Raw genomic sequence first — 14573 nt, 5'->3', positions numbered from 1 at the left:
AAAAATCCCCACAGAGAGCCCCGCACCTGCGGGGCTTTCGCATTTCTGGAGCATAGAAAATTGACCGTATCGACGACCGATAGCATCGTTGACTTCAGCAGCGGCGGGCCTGACTTTCCCATCCCGTACCGGTTCTTGCAGAACTCCGACATCGAAGCCGTTCTGACCAAACAGGACGGCACCACCGAAACGCTGACGTGGGCTCAGTACACGCTGACGGGCGCGGGGGCACAGAGCGGCGGTACGCTCACCTCCACCTACGCCGCTGGCGTGCTTGCTGTACCGGGCGCCACCCTGACGATCTCCAGGGTGATGGCTGCTGTCCAGCCAACGGATTTGCGCAACCAAGGCAAGTTCCTGGCTGAGACACATGAGAACGTCTTTGACCGGCTGACAATGTTGATTCAACAAGGTTTGGCGGGCTTGTCACGTGCGCTCATGCGGCCCATTGGCAAAAACTATTACGATGCCGAGGGGCGCCAGATCAAGAACTTGGGTGATCCGAACGACAACCAGGACGCGGTCAATAAGCTGTGGACCCAGCAGTACGTCGGCGGTGTTGTCGGCGGGATCCAGGGGCCGATCAACAACTCCGCCAACGTGCTCTATATCTACCCGGACGGTACGCCACACGCTGTGCAGGACCTTTCCAAACCTGACGGAGCAAGCGGGATCGGGTGGAAGCAGCGCACGGTCGCTGACCGGCTTAACGATACTGCCAATGTCAAGGATTATGGAGCCATCGCAGATGGAACTTTGCACCCTCTGTCCGAGCGGTTCGCCACCCTTGCGACCGCTCAGGCGGTCTACCCGCACGCCGTAGCCCTGACGGACTCTATCGACTGGGCCGCTTACCAGGCGGCGATCGACTCGGGCTGCCCTCGGGTACATGCGCCTGGCGGACACTACGTAATGAACAAGGGTACGCTTGCCACTCGTGACATCGCGTATACAGGGGATGGTTATTCGACCCGGGTCGACTTCAGCTTGGCTTCTGGACCTGGCAGTTGCATGTTGACGCAAGGTGAACTGACTCGAATCGGTAACCTGGGAGCCAGCGTAGTAAAGGGGGCCAGAGCAATTACGTTTTCTGCCGCTCCCGACCTCGTGCCGGGGGATGTGATTGTGGTGTACAACCCAACCAATGGCTCTTGGTTGATTGACCGTGATCCTTACCGAGCAGGCGAGATGTGGAAGGTGCACTCGATCAACGGAAACGTTGTCACGATCTATGGCAACAGTTCGTCTGTCTATCTTTCAAGTGAGGTCCAGGTCTACCGTTTGCGCGGCGTGAGAGTTTCGGTCAACGAGATGCACTTCTCGCCATCGGACACCTACTCAATCGCGCCATTTAAGGTGTTGTTTGGTGACGGCGTGAAGGTGACCAATTATTGGGCAAGTGACGTAACGCTTTATACTGGGCTAGAAGTTGAGCGCTGCTTCGATGTGATGATCAACATGGCATCAACGCCAAATCGATCGCCAGCGGTAAACGATGAGTACGGCCTAACTATCTCCAACTGTCATAATTTTGCGGTGTATGGTGGTAATGCTGCAGCCACCCGTCATGCTGTCGCCATTGGCGGTATGGACGACATCTGCTGCGTTCCTAATCGCCATGGCCTGATCTACGGAATGATACTGGACAATATCGACCTAGCTTCTGATATTGGCGCTGGCGACATGCATGGAAACGCCGACAAGATCACTTATGACAACTGCGTATTCCGAAATGGAGTGATCATGTCTGGCCGAGATGCAACAGTTCGGAACAGCCTGGTTTATGGTGTCTCGAGCACAGACGGCGAGTGCATCTATGGAACAGAAATCTATGGTGGAACATTCACCATCGAAAATAACAAATTCATCAGCTACGGTGTTGGTGCTTCTGTTGGTTATATCCATCTTTCGCCTGGAGTTAGTTTGGCTGAAGCTATGTTGATAGTTGTAAGGGACAATACCTTAGAGCTGCCGAACGCCGGAGCTACTTCAAAGGCAGTGTTCTTGAGAGCACGAAACAGTCAACGTCCGTGCAGTGTGAATATCAACGGTATGCATATCCACATGGCAGCCGTAGCCTTACAGGGCTTCCTGGCGGCAGACGACCAAATCAAAGCCACGTTTGATAGCAACTACCTGATAATTGATAACGTTTATGGGCCATCTGGCACTCCGCTGTTGGTGGCCACGGCAAAAAATGCAAACGTTCCAACAAGGCAGATGCGCCAGGCCGGCGCGATTAATGTGACGACTACTGCTGCTGCAACTATTGCAGCTCCAGCTCAAACTATTCGTTACCCGTTCTCGAAGCTGCCGAACGTTTCAGTGGCAGTATCCAGCCAATCTGGTGGAGACCAAAGTACTGTTGGATCTATGGCTCCGATTCCGATTGCTTATAACGTAGGTACAGGAAGCATTCGTCCAGCGATGATTGCCCCGTCTGGTAGCTTCTCATCAGGCAATACGGCAAGACTTCATTGGGAGGCAAGCCTGGACGACATCTAAAAAATAGGGGCTTTATGCCCCTATTCATTTAGGGCACCAAAATCTCTGCTGACTTCGTTGCGCCGCTTTGGTTGGATCCGCCTGCTACCAGTACAGTACCGTCCTTAAACTTTGTGCAAGTAGGGAAGGCGCGCGCGGCGGCCATGGAAGGGCCTGCAGAGAACTTCCCGGTGGACGGATCAAACACCTCTGTGGTTGCCGTGAAGTCGATTCCAGTATGGCCGCCGGCAACCAGTACTCGTCCGTCATTCAAAAGCACCGAGCAATGCTCGCGACGTGGACTCACCATCTTGGCCGCCTGCTTGATTTTGCCGCTGCTGTAAATTTCTGCGCTATCAAGGGTACCGCTATCGTTCATTCCGCCAGTGAATAGAACGCGCCCATCGCGGAGAGTTGTAGCCTTGTGCTGTTTGCGCGCAGTGATCAGGTCCGGGCCGGCTTTTACCGTGTTGCTTTTCTCTTCGTAAATGACGGTCTCTTTCAAAAACACCTGCTTGAAGTCGACGATCTTCATGCCGCCGGCAAGAAGGGTCTTTCCCTTGCCGATGTCGCTGATGGTGTCCATGGCTCGGCCTGTTGGCAGTAACGGACCAGCGGTGAAGGTGTTGCCTTTCGGATCGAACAACTCGGTGGAAGCTATATAGCCAAGCTTCTCGTTGTCGCCGCCTTCAATGAAAACTTTACCGCTGCCCAGGTCGATCGTGCGCTGGTTGTCGCGATTCTCTACCAATTGCGGGCCCTTACGGAAGCTTTTGCCATCGTAGAGCTCAGAAGTTTGCAGGAACTGGCCAGCCTTGCTGAAGCCTGCGGTGATTAGCACCCGGCCATCAGACAGAACGTTCATCGCATGGACGAAGCGCGGCTCCGTCATCATGCCGGCATCGGTGAATTTTTTTGTTTTTGGATCGAAGACCTGTGCATTGGCAATGCCGCCTTCGCCGTTCTGGCCGCCGGTTATGAGTACGTTCCCGTTTTTTAGCAGCACGTCGCGGTGCTGGGATGCCGGTACGACCATGTCACCGACTGGTTGAAAATGCATCTCCGCATTCGCAGCATAAGCGACTGCTGATAGTGCTAAGGTGGTGGCCAGCCGTTTGATATCCATTGTTTATTCCTGTATATGCTTGCGGGTTACCATGCTGCTCGAGCATCAAGCCGACAATTCTACTGTTGCGATCTCATCGTTGACATAGTTTTGTTGCTTTGAATTGGTATAGGTATCTGGAGTCAGCATCGAAAAATGACTCAGGATTGGGCTGACCGTTTGGTTGGAACGGTTGCTGGTCAAGGGGAAGGAGCTTGCATCCAGCATGTGCTGGTAGATCGAAATAGTGATCTGAGGGGGGGATAATGGGTGAATTGTTGAAAAGCTATGCATTCCAGGTAGGTATGCTGTTTTGCTTGGCTGGAACTGGGTTTGCCATCAACTTCTGGCTTAGATCAAGACCGATAGAGATACCTGTGATTTTGGTTCTCGCCATCGGATTGCTGCTTATGTTTATTGGATGGCGATCCGCTCATCAAAAAAAGAAGTGAATGGCTTTCTCGGCCCGCGAACAGAGTCGCTCCTGGCGCTGAGTCACTATCCGGCCAGTCTAACCCCCCCCGTCTACATCGGCTTCCCCGCGCTGCTGCGGGCATTCCCTCCCATTGAGCCTGACCTGAGTTCGATGGAAGGAAGGCAAGCGACTGCACAAAGCGAAGTTGCTGTTCAGACTTGATGCGCGCTCACGCCTTCTATGGTTGCTCACCCACGAGCTGTCAGCCCATAAGGTCGCGCGTTGAGAGGGCACCTCTCCGGACGGCGTTAAGCCGAATGTCTTCACGCTTTGCTTGAATTTTGCTACAGCAAAATGTTCATACGCATCAACCTATTGAAAAATAAGGGGGTTTTGATTTAAGCGCCCCGATCCATCATGGGTGCAACGCTGAACCGGCGGGACGGCTCGGGCCGCGTATCTACAGGAGTTGTAACAGGTTCTGAGAGCATGTTCGTCTACGTGTGGTGCAGCCAATTCGGGGTGTTTCGGGCGATGGGCGTTCTGCGCTGACACCGCGTCACACCGGCCAGCCCCAAAAACACAAGTGCGCCAGTTTACCAAGAGTCTGCAACCTTCGCCTGCAAGCCCGTCATGCCGGCGCTCAAACGGCCGTGGGCGGGCTAGTCTGTTGCTGTCCCCTGCGCAATGTTCGGCCCACCCCCGCAGGTGAATCGAGGCGCGGCCATGAAGCCTGTCAGGAAAATCGGATTGCGCCGCAGCCTGCGACGGCTTGGGCCCGGGTTGATCACCGGCGCTGCCGACGACGATCCGAGCGGTATCGCCACCTATTCGCAAGCCGGCGCACAGTTTGGCTTCTCCATGCTGTGGACCGTGGTGCTGACCCTGCCCCTGATGATCGCGATTCAACTGGTGAGCGCACGCATCGGCTACATCACCCGTCGCGGCCTGGCCGCCACTATCAAGCACCACGGGCCAGCAGGTGCCTAGCTCGCCCACTTCGAGCCGCGAATCACCGCACAGAAATTCCCGGGCTTGAAGGCGGGGTCCTTGTCGGCCAGCACATCCGCCTTGACGTTGCCGAATGTGGTCTGTGGCTTGTGGCGGATGCCGTCGTAGAAGGCCTGGATGATGTCTTCCTTGAAATGCTCGCCCCGCGGGTGGGCGCTGACGATGGCTTCGCGCTCGGCAGCGCCGTACTGGCCGTGGGTCAGCCCCAGCACGTCCATCTCGACCCCTGCCGTCACCAGCGCCACCACCGGGTGCATGTGCTCGGGTATGCCTGGGGTGGTGTGCAGAGCGATGGCGGTCCATACCGTATCGATGTCCTGCTGGGCGATGCCGTGGCCGCACAGGAAGTCGCGTGCGGCATTGGCGCCATCCACTTCGAAACGCTCGCAGGCGCTGCTGTGCTGATGGGTCAGGCCCATGTCGTGGAACATGCAGCCGCAGTACAGCAGCTCGGCGTCGAACTTCAGGCCGCGCTTCTGGCCCGCCAGGGCGGCGAAGTAGAACACGCGGCTGGAATGGTGGAACAGCAGGGGCGAGGCCGTATCGCGTACCACCTCGGTGATTTCGCGGGCGAGCTGGCTGTCGGGGATCTTGATGCCGTGGATGTCGAGTGTCATGGGGCAGGCTCCGGGTTGCGGTTCGCCTCCATTGTCAGCCTCGACACTGCTGTCCTCAAATGGCGTGATACGCCATATACTGCCATTTCACGTGAAATCACGACGCCTTGAGGTTCGCCCCTTCGCCATGACCAGAACCATTGCCGTACTCGCGCTGCCCGGTGTTCAACTGCTCGATGTGTCGGGCCCGCTGGATGTGTTCGCCCAGGCCAATGTCGAGGCGGGTCGGCAGGTCTACACGTTGCAGGTGGTGGCGTGCGAGGCAGGGCCCATTCACAGCTCGTCCGGTGCGCGGCTGTTGCCCGACCTGGTGGCAGGTGAGCCCGGGCAGCGCTTCGACACCTTGCTGGTGGCCGGGGCGCCGGATGCGGCGCGGATGCAACTGAACAACACGCTGCTGGCCTGGATCCGCGATTGCGCGGGCCAGTCGCGCCGCTTCGGCTCGGTGTGCACCGGCGCCTTCGCGCTGGCGGCCAGCGGGTTGCTGGATGGGCGGCGGGTGACCACGCACTGGGCCGCGGCACAGGCCCTGGCACAGCGTTACCCGAGCCTGAGCGTGGAAGAGGATGCGCTGTATGTGCGCGACGGCAAGCTGCGCACAGCCGCCGGGGTCACTGCCGGGCTGGACCTGGCGCTGATGCTGGTGGAGGAAGACCTGGGCCGTGAAATCGCGCTGCGGGTAGCGGCGCAACTGGTGATGTTCTTCAAGCGCCCGGGCGGGCAGTTGCAGTTCAGCCGCAAGGGCGAGGCGCAGCCAGCCGGGCGTTCGGTGTTGCAGCAAGTGCAGCGCTGGGTGGCCGCCAACCCGCAGCTGGCGCTGACAGTCGAGGCACTGGCCGAACATGCCGGCCTCAGCCCCCGGCATTTTGCCCGGCTGTTTCATGCCGAGGTGGGCGTCACGCCCGCAGCCTGGGTGGAGTCGGCGCGGGTGGCCGCTGCACGCGCCCTGCTGGAGGCCGGTGGTGATGCGCCCAAGCAGGTCGCCGCCAAATGCGGCTTCGCCAACGCCGACACCTTGCGCCGAGCGTTCTTCAAGCACGTGGGGGTGACACCTGCCGAGTACCGCAAGCGTTACGGGCACGGCGGGGCGTAGCAACGCTCAGTCGTGCTCCTGGCCCAGGTAGAGCAGCTCGCTTTCGAACAGGTTCTCCAGCATCTCACGCGTCAGCGGCTCCACCAGCGTGCCCGCATGGTGGGTGATGCGCAGGCTGGCGCCGGCCTGCTCCAGCGCATCGATGATTGCCAGCAGCGTTTGCTGCTGCGTCACCGTGCCTTGCTCGCTGGGCACCTCCAGGGCGAAGTCCGTGGTATCGAACAGCACGACCGGCGTTTGCGTGCCCACCTTGCGCATCAGCTCGCCGATGCTGTCGGCAGACCACTGGCGCAGCAGCTTGACGATCCCTGGCTTGTGGTCGGCGGCGGTGACGGCGATGGCGTATCGGGACATGGGGGCTCGCTTGAGTCGTGCAATAAAGGGCCGGCAAGGTGAATGCAAATAATGGCAAAAAGCCTTGAACCGATGACGGGTGCGGCGGTCCGACCTCAGGCCTGCTACCCTGTGGCCTTCACATTTCTCGTTTTGCCATAGGAACAGCGGGGCTATCAGATCACTGCACGTCGAAGCGTGCCAGCAATTCAAGGAGCTATTTCGTGGGAAGAACCCCCTCCAACGACACACCCGGGCATTCTCAGCCGCCGACCGTCGACGGCATTCCAGCTCCCAGCGGTGAAGTAAACCTGATCGATACCGACTACGTCGTCGGCCAGGACAATTTCAAGGGCGAGTTTTCCTTCTCGCTGGACATCCACGGCAAGGTGTTCCTCATCTCTGCCGCCACCATCTTCCTGTTCGTCATCCTCACCCTGGCCTTGCAGAACGAAGTCGAGCCGGTGTTCAGCGCCATGCGCAGCTGGTTGACCGCCAACCTGGCGTGGTTCTTCATGAGCACCGCGAACATCTTCGTACTGCTGTGCCTGGGCCTGATCGTCTCGCCGTTGGGCAAGGTGCGCCTGGGCGGGCGCGAAGCGGTGCCGGACCATTCCTATGTGGGCTGGTTCTCGATGCTGTTCGCCGCCGGCATGGGTATCGGCCTGATGTTCTATGGCGTGGCCGAACCGATGTCGCACTTCTCGGCCGCCATGGGCGGGGTCACCCTCGACGCCAACGGCGTGCGTACCGACTGGGCGCCGCTGGGCGGTGCAGGCGGTGATGCCAAGGTGGCGGCCGACATGGCGATGGCGGCCACCATCTACCACTGGGGCCTGCACCCGTGGGCGATCTACGCGATCGTCGCGTTGTCGCTGGCGCTGTTCACCTACAACAAGGGCTTGCCGCTGTCGATCCGCTCGGTGTTCTACCCGTTGCTGGGTGAGCGCGTGTGGGGCTGGCCGGGGCATGTGATCGATATCCTGGCGGTGTTCGCCACGCTGTTCGGCCTGGCCACTTCCCTCGGGATCGGTGCCGAGCAGGCGGCAGCCGGGCTCGAATACCTGTTCGCGATCCCCTCGACCAATGTCAGCAAGGTGCTGCTGATCATCGGCATCAGCATCATCGCACTGGGCTCGGTGCTGGCCGGCATGGACAAGGGCGTGAAGATGCTGTCCCAGGTGAACATGGGCCTGGCGTTGCTGCTGCTGGTGTTCATCATCGTGGTCGGGCCGACCCTGGCGATCTTCACCGGCTTCTTCAGAAACCTCACGGCCTACATCGAGTACCTGCCGGCGTTGTCCAACCCGGTGGGGCGCGAGGATGCCGAGTTCACCCAGGGCTGGACTGCCTTCTACTGGGCCTGGTGGATCAGCTGGTCGCCGTTCGTGGGCATGTTCATCGCCCGTGTCAGCCGTGGCCGCACGGTGCGCGAGTTTCTCATCGCCGTGTTGCTGGTGCCCTCGCTGGTGTCGGTACTGTGGATGACCACTTTCGGCGGCACCGCCATCGATCAGACCGTGAACCAGCACTTTGCCGGCGTGACCGATGCGGTGCTGGAGCTCAAGCTGTTCGCGATGCTCAGCGGCCTGCCGCTCAAGGAGATCACCTCGTTCATCGGCATCGTGCTGGTGGCGGTGTTCTTCATCACCTCGTCCGACTCCGGCTCGCTGGTGATCGATACCATCACCGCCGGTGGCAAGGTGGATGCACCGGTGCCGCAGCGGGTGTTCTGGGCGGTGATGCAGGGCGTGATCGCGATTGCGCTTTTGCTCGGTGGCGGCTTGATTGCGCTGCAGGCGATGGCGGTGTCGACCGGCCTGCCGTTCGCCATCGTGTTGCTGCTCGGCTGTGTGTCGCTGGTCAAGGGACTGATGTCGGAGCCGCGCGGTTAAAGCCCGCCCGGCGCAGCAACTTTATTGTGGGGGCGTAGCAGCCGGCCTTGCCGGCGATGGCGTGCATGGCGCCCCTGGCCCGGCGTAGCCGGGCATCGCCAGCAAGGCTGGCTTCTGCACAAAGCCAGTTTGCTGGCGTTCAATCCCACAGCCGCCCGATTTCCATTCCCGCTTCGAACCGATGTGCCACCTGGGCCTGCAACAGCTCGGCCGTGGCCAACGCATCGGTCAGGGCATGGTGCGCGTGATACGGCGGCAGGTGATAGCGCGCGCGGCTGTCGGCCAGGCGTATCGAGGCTGGCGGCCGGCGCAGCAGGCGGTCCCGCCAACTGCGTTTGCCACGGTGCAGCAGTGCTTCCAGCTGCATGGTGTCGATCACCGGAAACTCCAACCCCTCACCCAGGTGCCGTCGCACCGCATTGTCGAGAAACCCGCGTTCCAGGTTGCGGTAATGCACCACCATCACATGCCCGGCCATGGCTCCCAGCAACGCGTTGAGCACATGGGGCAGGGTGGGCGCATGGCGGATGTCGCTGTGGGTGATGTGGTGGAAGGTCACCGACTCGTCGCTCAGTTCGGTGCGCGGTTTCACCACCCAGTAGCGCGCCTCGGCGCAGCGGATGCGCTGCAGGGTGAAGGGCATCAGGCCAATGCTGACAATGGCATCCTTCTGCGCATCCAGCCCGGTGGTTTCCACATCCAGCGCCAGCAACGGCACCTGCTCCAGGGGAGTGCCAGCCGGCACCACGCCGGCGGCATAGAAGTTCTTCAGCAGCGGGTTGCGCGCCTGGGCTGCCAATGCCTGAAAGCACGTTGCCCAGTCGATACGGTCGATACCACGCGGCTTCATCGCGAGTGCCGCACGATGCCAGGGTAGCGAAAGCGCAGGAACTTCTGCGCATGGCTCAGCACCTGGAACGCTTCCTTGAGGTTGTGTCGCTCGCTGCTGGAGAAGCGCTCGGGCTCGATGTAGTTGTCCGGCTGCTGGCCGTTTTCGAGGGCGTCCACTTGGTGCCGAATGCGCACCATCGACAGGAACTCCAGCGCATAACGCAGGTGCTCGATGGCCGCCGGCTGCATCAGCTTGGTGGCGCTGATGGCTTCCAGGCGCTCGACCGAGTTCTGCGCGGTGCTGGCGCAGGCCAGGGCATGCACGCGAATCAGGTCGGTGAGCGGTGCGGTGCCGCGGCCCTTGAGGTTGATGATCTGTTTCTGGCGGCCGTCGGTTTCCATCACGAAGGTGCGGAAGAACCCCAGCGGCGGCGTACGGTTCAGTGCATTGCGCGCCATGGCGGTAAGAAAGGCGGGGCTGGCGCTGGACTTCTGCGCGCACAGGGTCTTGAGGGTTTCCACCAGTTCCAGCTGGCCATACACCCCGTCGAGGTCGAAGAAGATGCTGCTGTTGAGCAGGGTGGCCGCGTTGGGTTTGTCGATCCACTGGGTGAAGTAGCCCTTCCATACCCGCAGCGGCTGGCGCCACTGGTCGTTGGTGGCCATGATCCCGCCCTTGCAGTAGCTGTAGCCGCACGCGGCCAGGCCGTCGCTGACGAAGGTGGCGAGTTTGAGGAAGTAGGCGTCGTGCTGCACCGGGTCGAAGCTGTCGTCCAGCACCAGGGCGTTGTCCTGGTCGGTGACCAGCAACTGTTCGTCCCGCGCCATCGAACCCAGCGCCATGAAGCAGTACGGCACCGGCGGCGGGCCCAGGTCGCGTTCGGCCAGTTCCAGCAGGCGCTGGGTGAAGGCGCGCCCGATGCCGGAAATCGCGCTGCCGATCATGTGCGCGGTGGCGCCATCGCGCACCATGCGCACATAGGTGCCGCGCAGGTCGCGCAGCAGCGAGCGCAGGCCGGCCACGCTGTTCTGGTTGGAGATGCTGTTGACCAGGTGCAGGCTGCTCTGGGACTCGTGGCGGATGATGTCCGACAGGTTGATCAGCCCCAGCGTGCGGCCCTTGTGCACCACCGGCAGGTGGTGGATGTTGCGCCGCAGCATGCACAGTATGGCTTCGAACACCGAGTCGTTGGCCTGGATCACCACCGGATCGCTCGACATCACCGTGCTGATGGGCAGGCTGCTGCTGAGGTCGGCGGCCAGCACGCGGGTGCGCAGGTCCCGGTCGGTGACCAGCCCCAGCAGTCTGTCGGGGGCATCCGGTACCGGTTCGACCACTGCCACGCACGACACGCTTTCGGCGGCCATCAGGCGCGCCGCGTCCAGAATCGAAGTGTCCTGGCTCACCCACACCAGGCTGCGCGAGAGCAGGGTGCGTGCCTTGAGCTGGATCAGCTCGCTGGCGCGGCCCTGGCCTTCGACAGCGGACTTGAGACGCGAATGCCCTTCGGCCTCGACGAACTCGGCAAAGCTGTCGTGCTGCTCGCACAGTTCGGCAAACAGGTCTGCCGGAATGAAGTAGATCAGGCTGTCTTCCAGCGCCTTGGCCGGAAAGCGCACCTTGTTGCTGCGCAGCAACCCGGCCTGGCCGAAGATGTCGCCTTCGCCCAGGCGGTTGTAGAGCTCGCCGTTGCGCCGGTAGATCTCCACCGCACCGCTGCGCACGTAGTGCAGGTCCTGGATGCTGGCGCCTGCTTCCAGGATGGTGCTACCGGCCTTGAAATAGCTCACCTGGATTCGTGGCGCAATGCCGTTGAGGGTTTCTTCGGGCAGGGCGTCGAAAGGGGCGAAACGGTGGAGGTGATCGCGAACCTCCAGAAGCTCGATCTGCATGCAACCTCGCTGAATGTGGGCGTGAAGTGGACCGGGGCTCAGGGCCGCATCAACGGCTCGACGCCGATCCAGGATTTTTTCGGGTGGTGGCACAGTTGCAGTGGCGCCACAGTAACCGACTGCCCGTCGATTTCCAACGTGCCCAGGTTGATCGTCCACTTGGCGTCGGCGTTGAAGTCCGGGGTGTTGAACGCGACGTAGACCGAGCCATAGCGGCTGTTGTTGGTGAGCTTGGGAATGCGCCGGTGCACCTCGTCACTGTTGATGTCGAACGGCGAGGGGCGCACGTAGTCCTTGCCCGAAAGCGGGAAGTCGTTGTTCAGCGCGCCCAGGTAAATGTCCGGGCGGGCCGCCAGGCGCTGGCCATTCTCGAAGGTCAGGTAGGCCTTGCGGCTGTCGTACAGCATGGGGATGGGCGCTTCGCCCGACCCTGGCTTGAGAGGCTGCTGGCGATTCTTGTTGAAGCCGATCACCTGCACGTAGAACTCGCGCTGTGGCGAGCCATGGGGCACGCTGAAGTAACCCTGCGTGTAGGGTCGATCTCTCCACATCAGCGCATGGTCGTAGAGGTAGGTGTACAGGTAGAAGGTCTTGACCCCGTGCGCGGTCGGCACCTCGAACACCTGGCGCGACTCGCACAGGTCGGCATAGGCCGGGCGCTCTCGCGGGTAGGGCACGCAGGCGACGAGCAGGGCGCTCAGGGCAAGGGCAAGAGGAAAGCGGTGGAACAGAACGTGAAACATGCCGGGCCTCCCTGGCTCGATAGCGCTGCGCAAGCAGTCAACGTGTAGTGTCGACGCCCTGTACTTGTCGAGGTTTTATCAGGCTTTGCGCCGGAATTCCGAACATTTCGTGCAACCGCCATATCATCGGCAGTGTCAGCGCTCTCGTTCCATTGAGTACTTCGTAGACCCGGTTCTTCCGGCCGATTGCCGGTACCAGGTCGGCGGCGCTCAGGCCGGACTGCTCCATTCTGAAGCGAATAGCCTCGATGGGGTCGGGCAGGTCGAGCGGAAACTGCTTGGTCTCATACGCCTCTATCAGCGTGACCATGACATCGAAGTAATCACCTTCGGGCGTGCCGGGTTCCGGCTCGTTGTCGAACAGCTCGGACACTGCGTTCAACGCGGCCTGGTAGTCCTGCTCGGTATGAATTGGGTGAATGTTCACAGGATCACTCCATCTCAACGGTGTCGGCGTCAATGCCATCGTATTGTTCGTGAGTACCGACAAACTTGATGTAGATGGCTTCGAAGCGATAGGCCACGGCAGCCACGATCCGATAGTCATTGCCTTTGATATTGAACACCACTCTGCGACTTTTGAGGATGCTGGCATTGCAGAACTGCGCGTTGATATCCGCAGGCGTGGACCATCTTGCCTGCCTGGCTTCGTCAATCCATGAGAGCAAGGGTTGCTTGGATGCAGGATGCTTCTCGGAAAATGCTTTCAGGTGACTGATTGCAATGATTCTCATAAGGCCCCATTCTGGTCCCAAGGTGGGACTTTTTCAAGCGCGACTTCCAGTTGTTCGTCGCTTGATGACGTCAGACGTTGCCCTCTGGACCACGAGCAACGCCTGAGTGTTATCGGCGAATGGCCAATGTTCAATTACCAGAGTGCAACGGTGTACGACAGGATCAGCCGGTTCTCGTCCAGGTCGTTGCCGAAATGCGTGGAGCGTACCGTGGCGTTGCGCCACTTCACGCCGACGTTTTTCAGCGGGCCGCTTTGCACCACGTAGCCGATATCGGTGTCGCGCTCCCACTCCTTGCCATCGGGCCGCCCCGCACCCAGGTCGATGCCGTCGCCGCGCAGGTAGCGGGTCATGAAGGTCAGCCCCGGCAGGCCCACGCTGGCGAAGTTGAAGTCGTAGCGGGCCTGCCACGAGGTTTCGTCCTTGTTGGCGAAGTCGCCGATCTGCACGAAGTTCACCAGGTAGGCATCGGCGCCGTTGAGGTAGGCAAAGCCGGTGTCGCCGCGCATGCGCTGGTAGCCCACACCGAAGGCGTGGCCCTGTATGCCATAGGTGAACATCGCCCCCAGCGCCTTGTTGTCGACGTTGCTGGCGCCGTCGTCGCTGGAGCGGGCGAACCGGATATCGCTTTTGAGCGACTGCCCCTCGCCGAGCGCCCAGGTGTGGTTCAGGCCCACGAAGTGCTGGCGGTAGAGGTTGTCGAGCGCACCGTAGCTGTAGCTGGTAGTCAGGCTGTCGGTCCACTTGTAGCTAAGGCTGGCGAAGTCGAAGCGATCGCTGTCGCTGCGCCGGGCCACGATGTTTTTTGCCGCGCCCGTGGTCACGCCCATGTCCTCGTAGTCGGTGGAGTCGCGCTGGTTGACCTGGCGCAGCCGGCCGATGTCGAGGTTCAGGTTCTCCAGCTCCTGCACGTTCAACTGCCCGCCGGAAAAGGTCTGCGGCAACAGGCGCGAGTCGTTGGGCATCAGCACCGGCAGCCTGGGTATCAGGGTGCCGACCTTCAACACGCTGTGACTGGCGCGCACCTTGGCGGTCAGGCCCAGCTCGCTGTACTCGCCCTGGGCACGGCGCGGTGCCTCGCGGTCACGCTGCAGCAGGCCGCTACCACTGCGTTCGGGGCTGGAATCGAGCTTGAGCCCGAGCAGGCCGATGGCGTCCACCCCAACGCCCAGGGTGCCCTCGGTAAAGCCGGACTCGTAGCGCAGCACAAAGCCCTGGGCCCATTCCTCGGCCTTGGACTGCGGGGCCTCGTGCTGGCGAAAGTCGCGGTTGAAGTAGAAGTTGCGCAGTTCCACGCTGGCCTTGCTGTCATCGACAAAGGCCGCGTTGGCCGTGCTGCAAACGCCGGCGAGTGTTGCCGTGGCCAGCAGGCCAAGGCTGAACGGTGGGAAAGTGCGGTGCATGGTAAATCCTCTTTTT

13 protein-coding genes are annotated in these 14573 nt (G+C 60.8%); 4 read left to right on the top strand and 9 right to left on the bottom strand.

Going from position 1 to position 14573, the window contains the following annotated elements; translation table 11 throughout:
• Positions 1-60 precede the first annotated feature (60 nt).
• Positions 61-2505 (top strand): hypothetical protein, encoded by a 2445-nt coding sequence (locus tag QMX96_RS06175; protein WP_282361407.1) that lies wholly within the window; start codon positions 61-63, stop codon positions 2503-2505.
• Positions 2506-2533: 28 nt separating this feature from the next.
• On the opposite strand, the gene QMX96_RS06170 is transcribed toward QMX96_RS06175, so the two are convergent.
• Positions 2534-3610: a kelch repeat-containing protein gene (locus QMX96_RS06170; RefSeq protein ID WP_282361406.1), complete on the bottom strand. Its 1077-nt coding sequence runs from the start codon at positions 3608-3610 to the stop codon at positions 2534-2536.
• A gap of 1144 nt (positions 3611-4754) precedes the next feature.
• Here QMX96_RS06170 and QMX96_RS06165 point away from each other — a divergent pair.
• Positions 4755-4994 carry a divalent metal cation transporter gene (locus QMX96_RS06165; RefSeq protein ID WP_254998434.1) on the top strand — a complete coding sequence of 80 codons (240 nt, stop codon included), beginning with the start codon at positions 4755-4757 and terminating at the stop codon, positions 4992-4994.
• On the opposite strand, the gene QMX96_RS06160 is transcribed toward QMX96_RS06165, so the two are convergent.
• On the bottom strand, positions 4991-5632 hold the full coding sequence (locus tag QMX96_RS06160) for an HD domain-containing protein (RefSeq protein WP_043864536.1): 642 nt from the start codon (positions 5630-5632) through the stop codon (positions 4991-4993). The two genes, QMX96_RS06165 and QMX96_RS06160, sit on opposite strands and share 4 nt — an antisense overlap.
• Positions 5633-5759: 127 nt before the next feature.
• On the opposite strand from QMX96_RS06160, the gene QMX96_RS06155 reads away from it, so the two are divergent.
• A complete protein-coding gene (locus tag QMX96_RS06155; protein ID WP_100633170.1) occupies positions 5760-6725 on the top strand; it encodes a GlxA family transcriptional regulator in 966 nt (321 codons plus the stop codon).
• A gap of 6 nt (positions 6726-6731) precedes the next feature.
• On the opposite strand, the gene QMX96_RS06150 is transcribed toward QMX96_RS06155, so the two are convergent.
• The gene (locus tag QMX96_RS06150) at positions 6732-7079 is read right to left on the bottom strand and encodes a hypothetical protein (protein WP_058541323.1); all 348 of its coding nucleotides are present in this window, start codon (positions 7077-7079) and stop codon (positions 6732-6734) included.
• A gap of 203 nt (positions 7080-7282) precedes the next feature.
• Between QMX96_RS06150 and QMX96_RS06145 the strand changes: the two genes are divergently transcribed.
• On the top strand, positions 7283-8953 hold the full coding sequence (locus QMX96_RS06145; protein ID WP_054915306.1) for a BCCT family transporter: 1671 nt from the start codon (positions 7283-7285) through the stop codon (positions 8951-8953).
• Between the two features lie 139 nt (positions 8954-9092).
• On the opposite strand, the gene QMX96_RS06140 is transcribed toward QMX96_RS06145, so the two are convergent.
• From QMX96_RS06140 to QMX96_RS06115, 6 genes are all read right to left on the bottom strand, one after another.
• Complete coding sequence (locus QMX96_RS06140) at positions 9093-9803, bottom strand: 3'-5' exonuclease (RefSeq protein WP_282361403.1); 711 nt, start codon at positions 9801-9803, stop codon at positions 9093-9095.
• Positions 9800-11677 (bottom strand): DUF294 nucleotidyltransferase-like domain-containing protein, encoded by a 1878-nt coding sequence (locus QMX96_RS06135; protein WP_282361402.1) that lies wholly within the window; start codon positions 11675-11677, stop codon positions 9800-9802. Before QMX96_RS06135 ends, QMX96_RS06140 begins: the two co-directional genes overlap by 4 nt.
• A 38-nt stretch (positions 11678-11715) precedes the next feature.
• Positions 11716-12420 carry a hypothetical protein gene (locus QMX96_RS06130; protein WP_282361400.1) on the bottom strand — a complete coding sequence of 235 codons (705 nt, stop codon included), beginning with the start codon at positions 12418-12420 and terminating at the stop codon, positions 11716-11718.
• 37 nt (positions 12421-12457) lie between these two features.
• Positions 12458-12847: a transcriptional regulator gene (locus tag QMX96_RS06125; protein WP_116055022.1), complete on the bottom strand. Its 390-nt coding sequence runs from the start codon at positions 12845-12847 to the stop codon at positions 12458-12460.
• 4 nt (positions 12848-12851) lie between these two features.
• Positions 12852-13154 carry a type II toxin-antitoxin system HigB family toxin gene (locus tag QMX96_RS06120; protein ID WP_123752350.1) on the bottom strand — a complete coding sequence of 101 codons (303 nt, stop codon included), beginning with the start codon at positions 13152-13154 and terminating at the stop codon, positions 12852-12854.
• Positions 13155-13288: 134 nt separating this feature from the next.
• The gene (locus tag QMX96_RS06115) at positions 13289-14557 is read right to left on the bottom strand and encodes an OprD family porin (protein ID WP_054915302.1); all 1269 of its coding nucleotides are present in this window, start codon (positions 14555-14557) and stop codon (positions 13289-13291) included.
• Between the last annotated feature and the right edge of the window lie 16 nt (positions 14558-14573).

The sequence above is a fragment of the Pseudomonas sp. PS01300 genome, from assembly GCF_029960155.1.
Lineage (GTDB): Bacteria > Pseudomonadota > Gammaproteobacteria > Pseudomonadales > Pseudomonadaceae > Aquipseudomonas > Aquipseudomonas palmensis.
The sequence above is the reverse complement of the archived record's forward strand: the minus strand, read 5'-3'. Positions and strand labels throughout refer to the sequence as shown.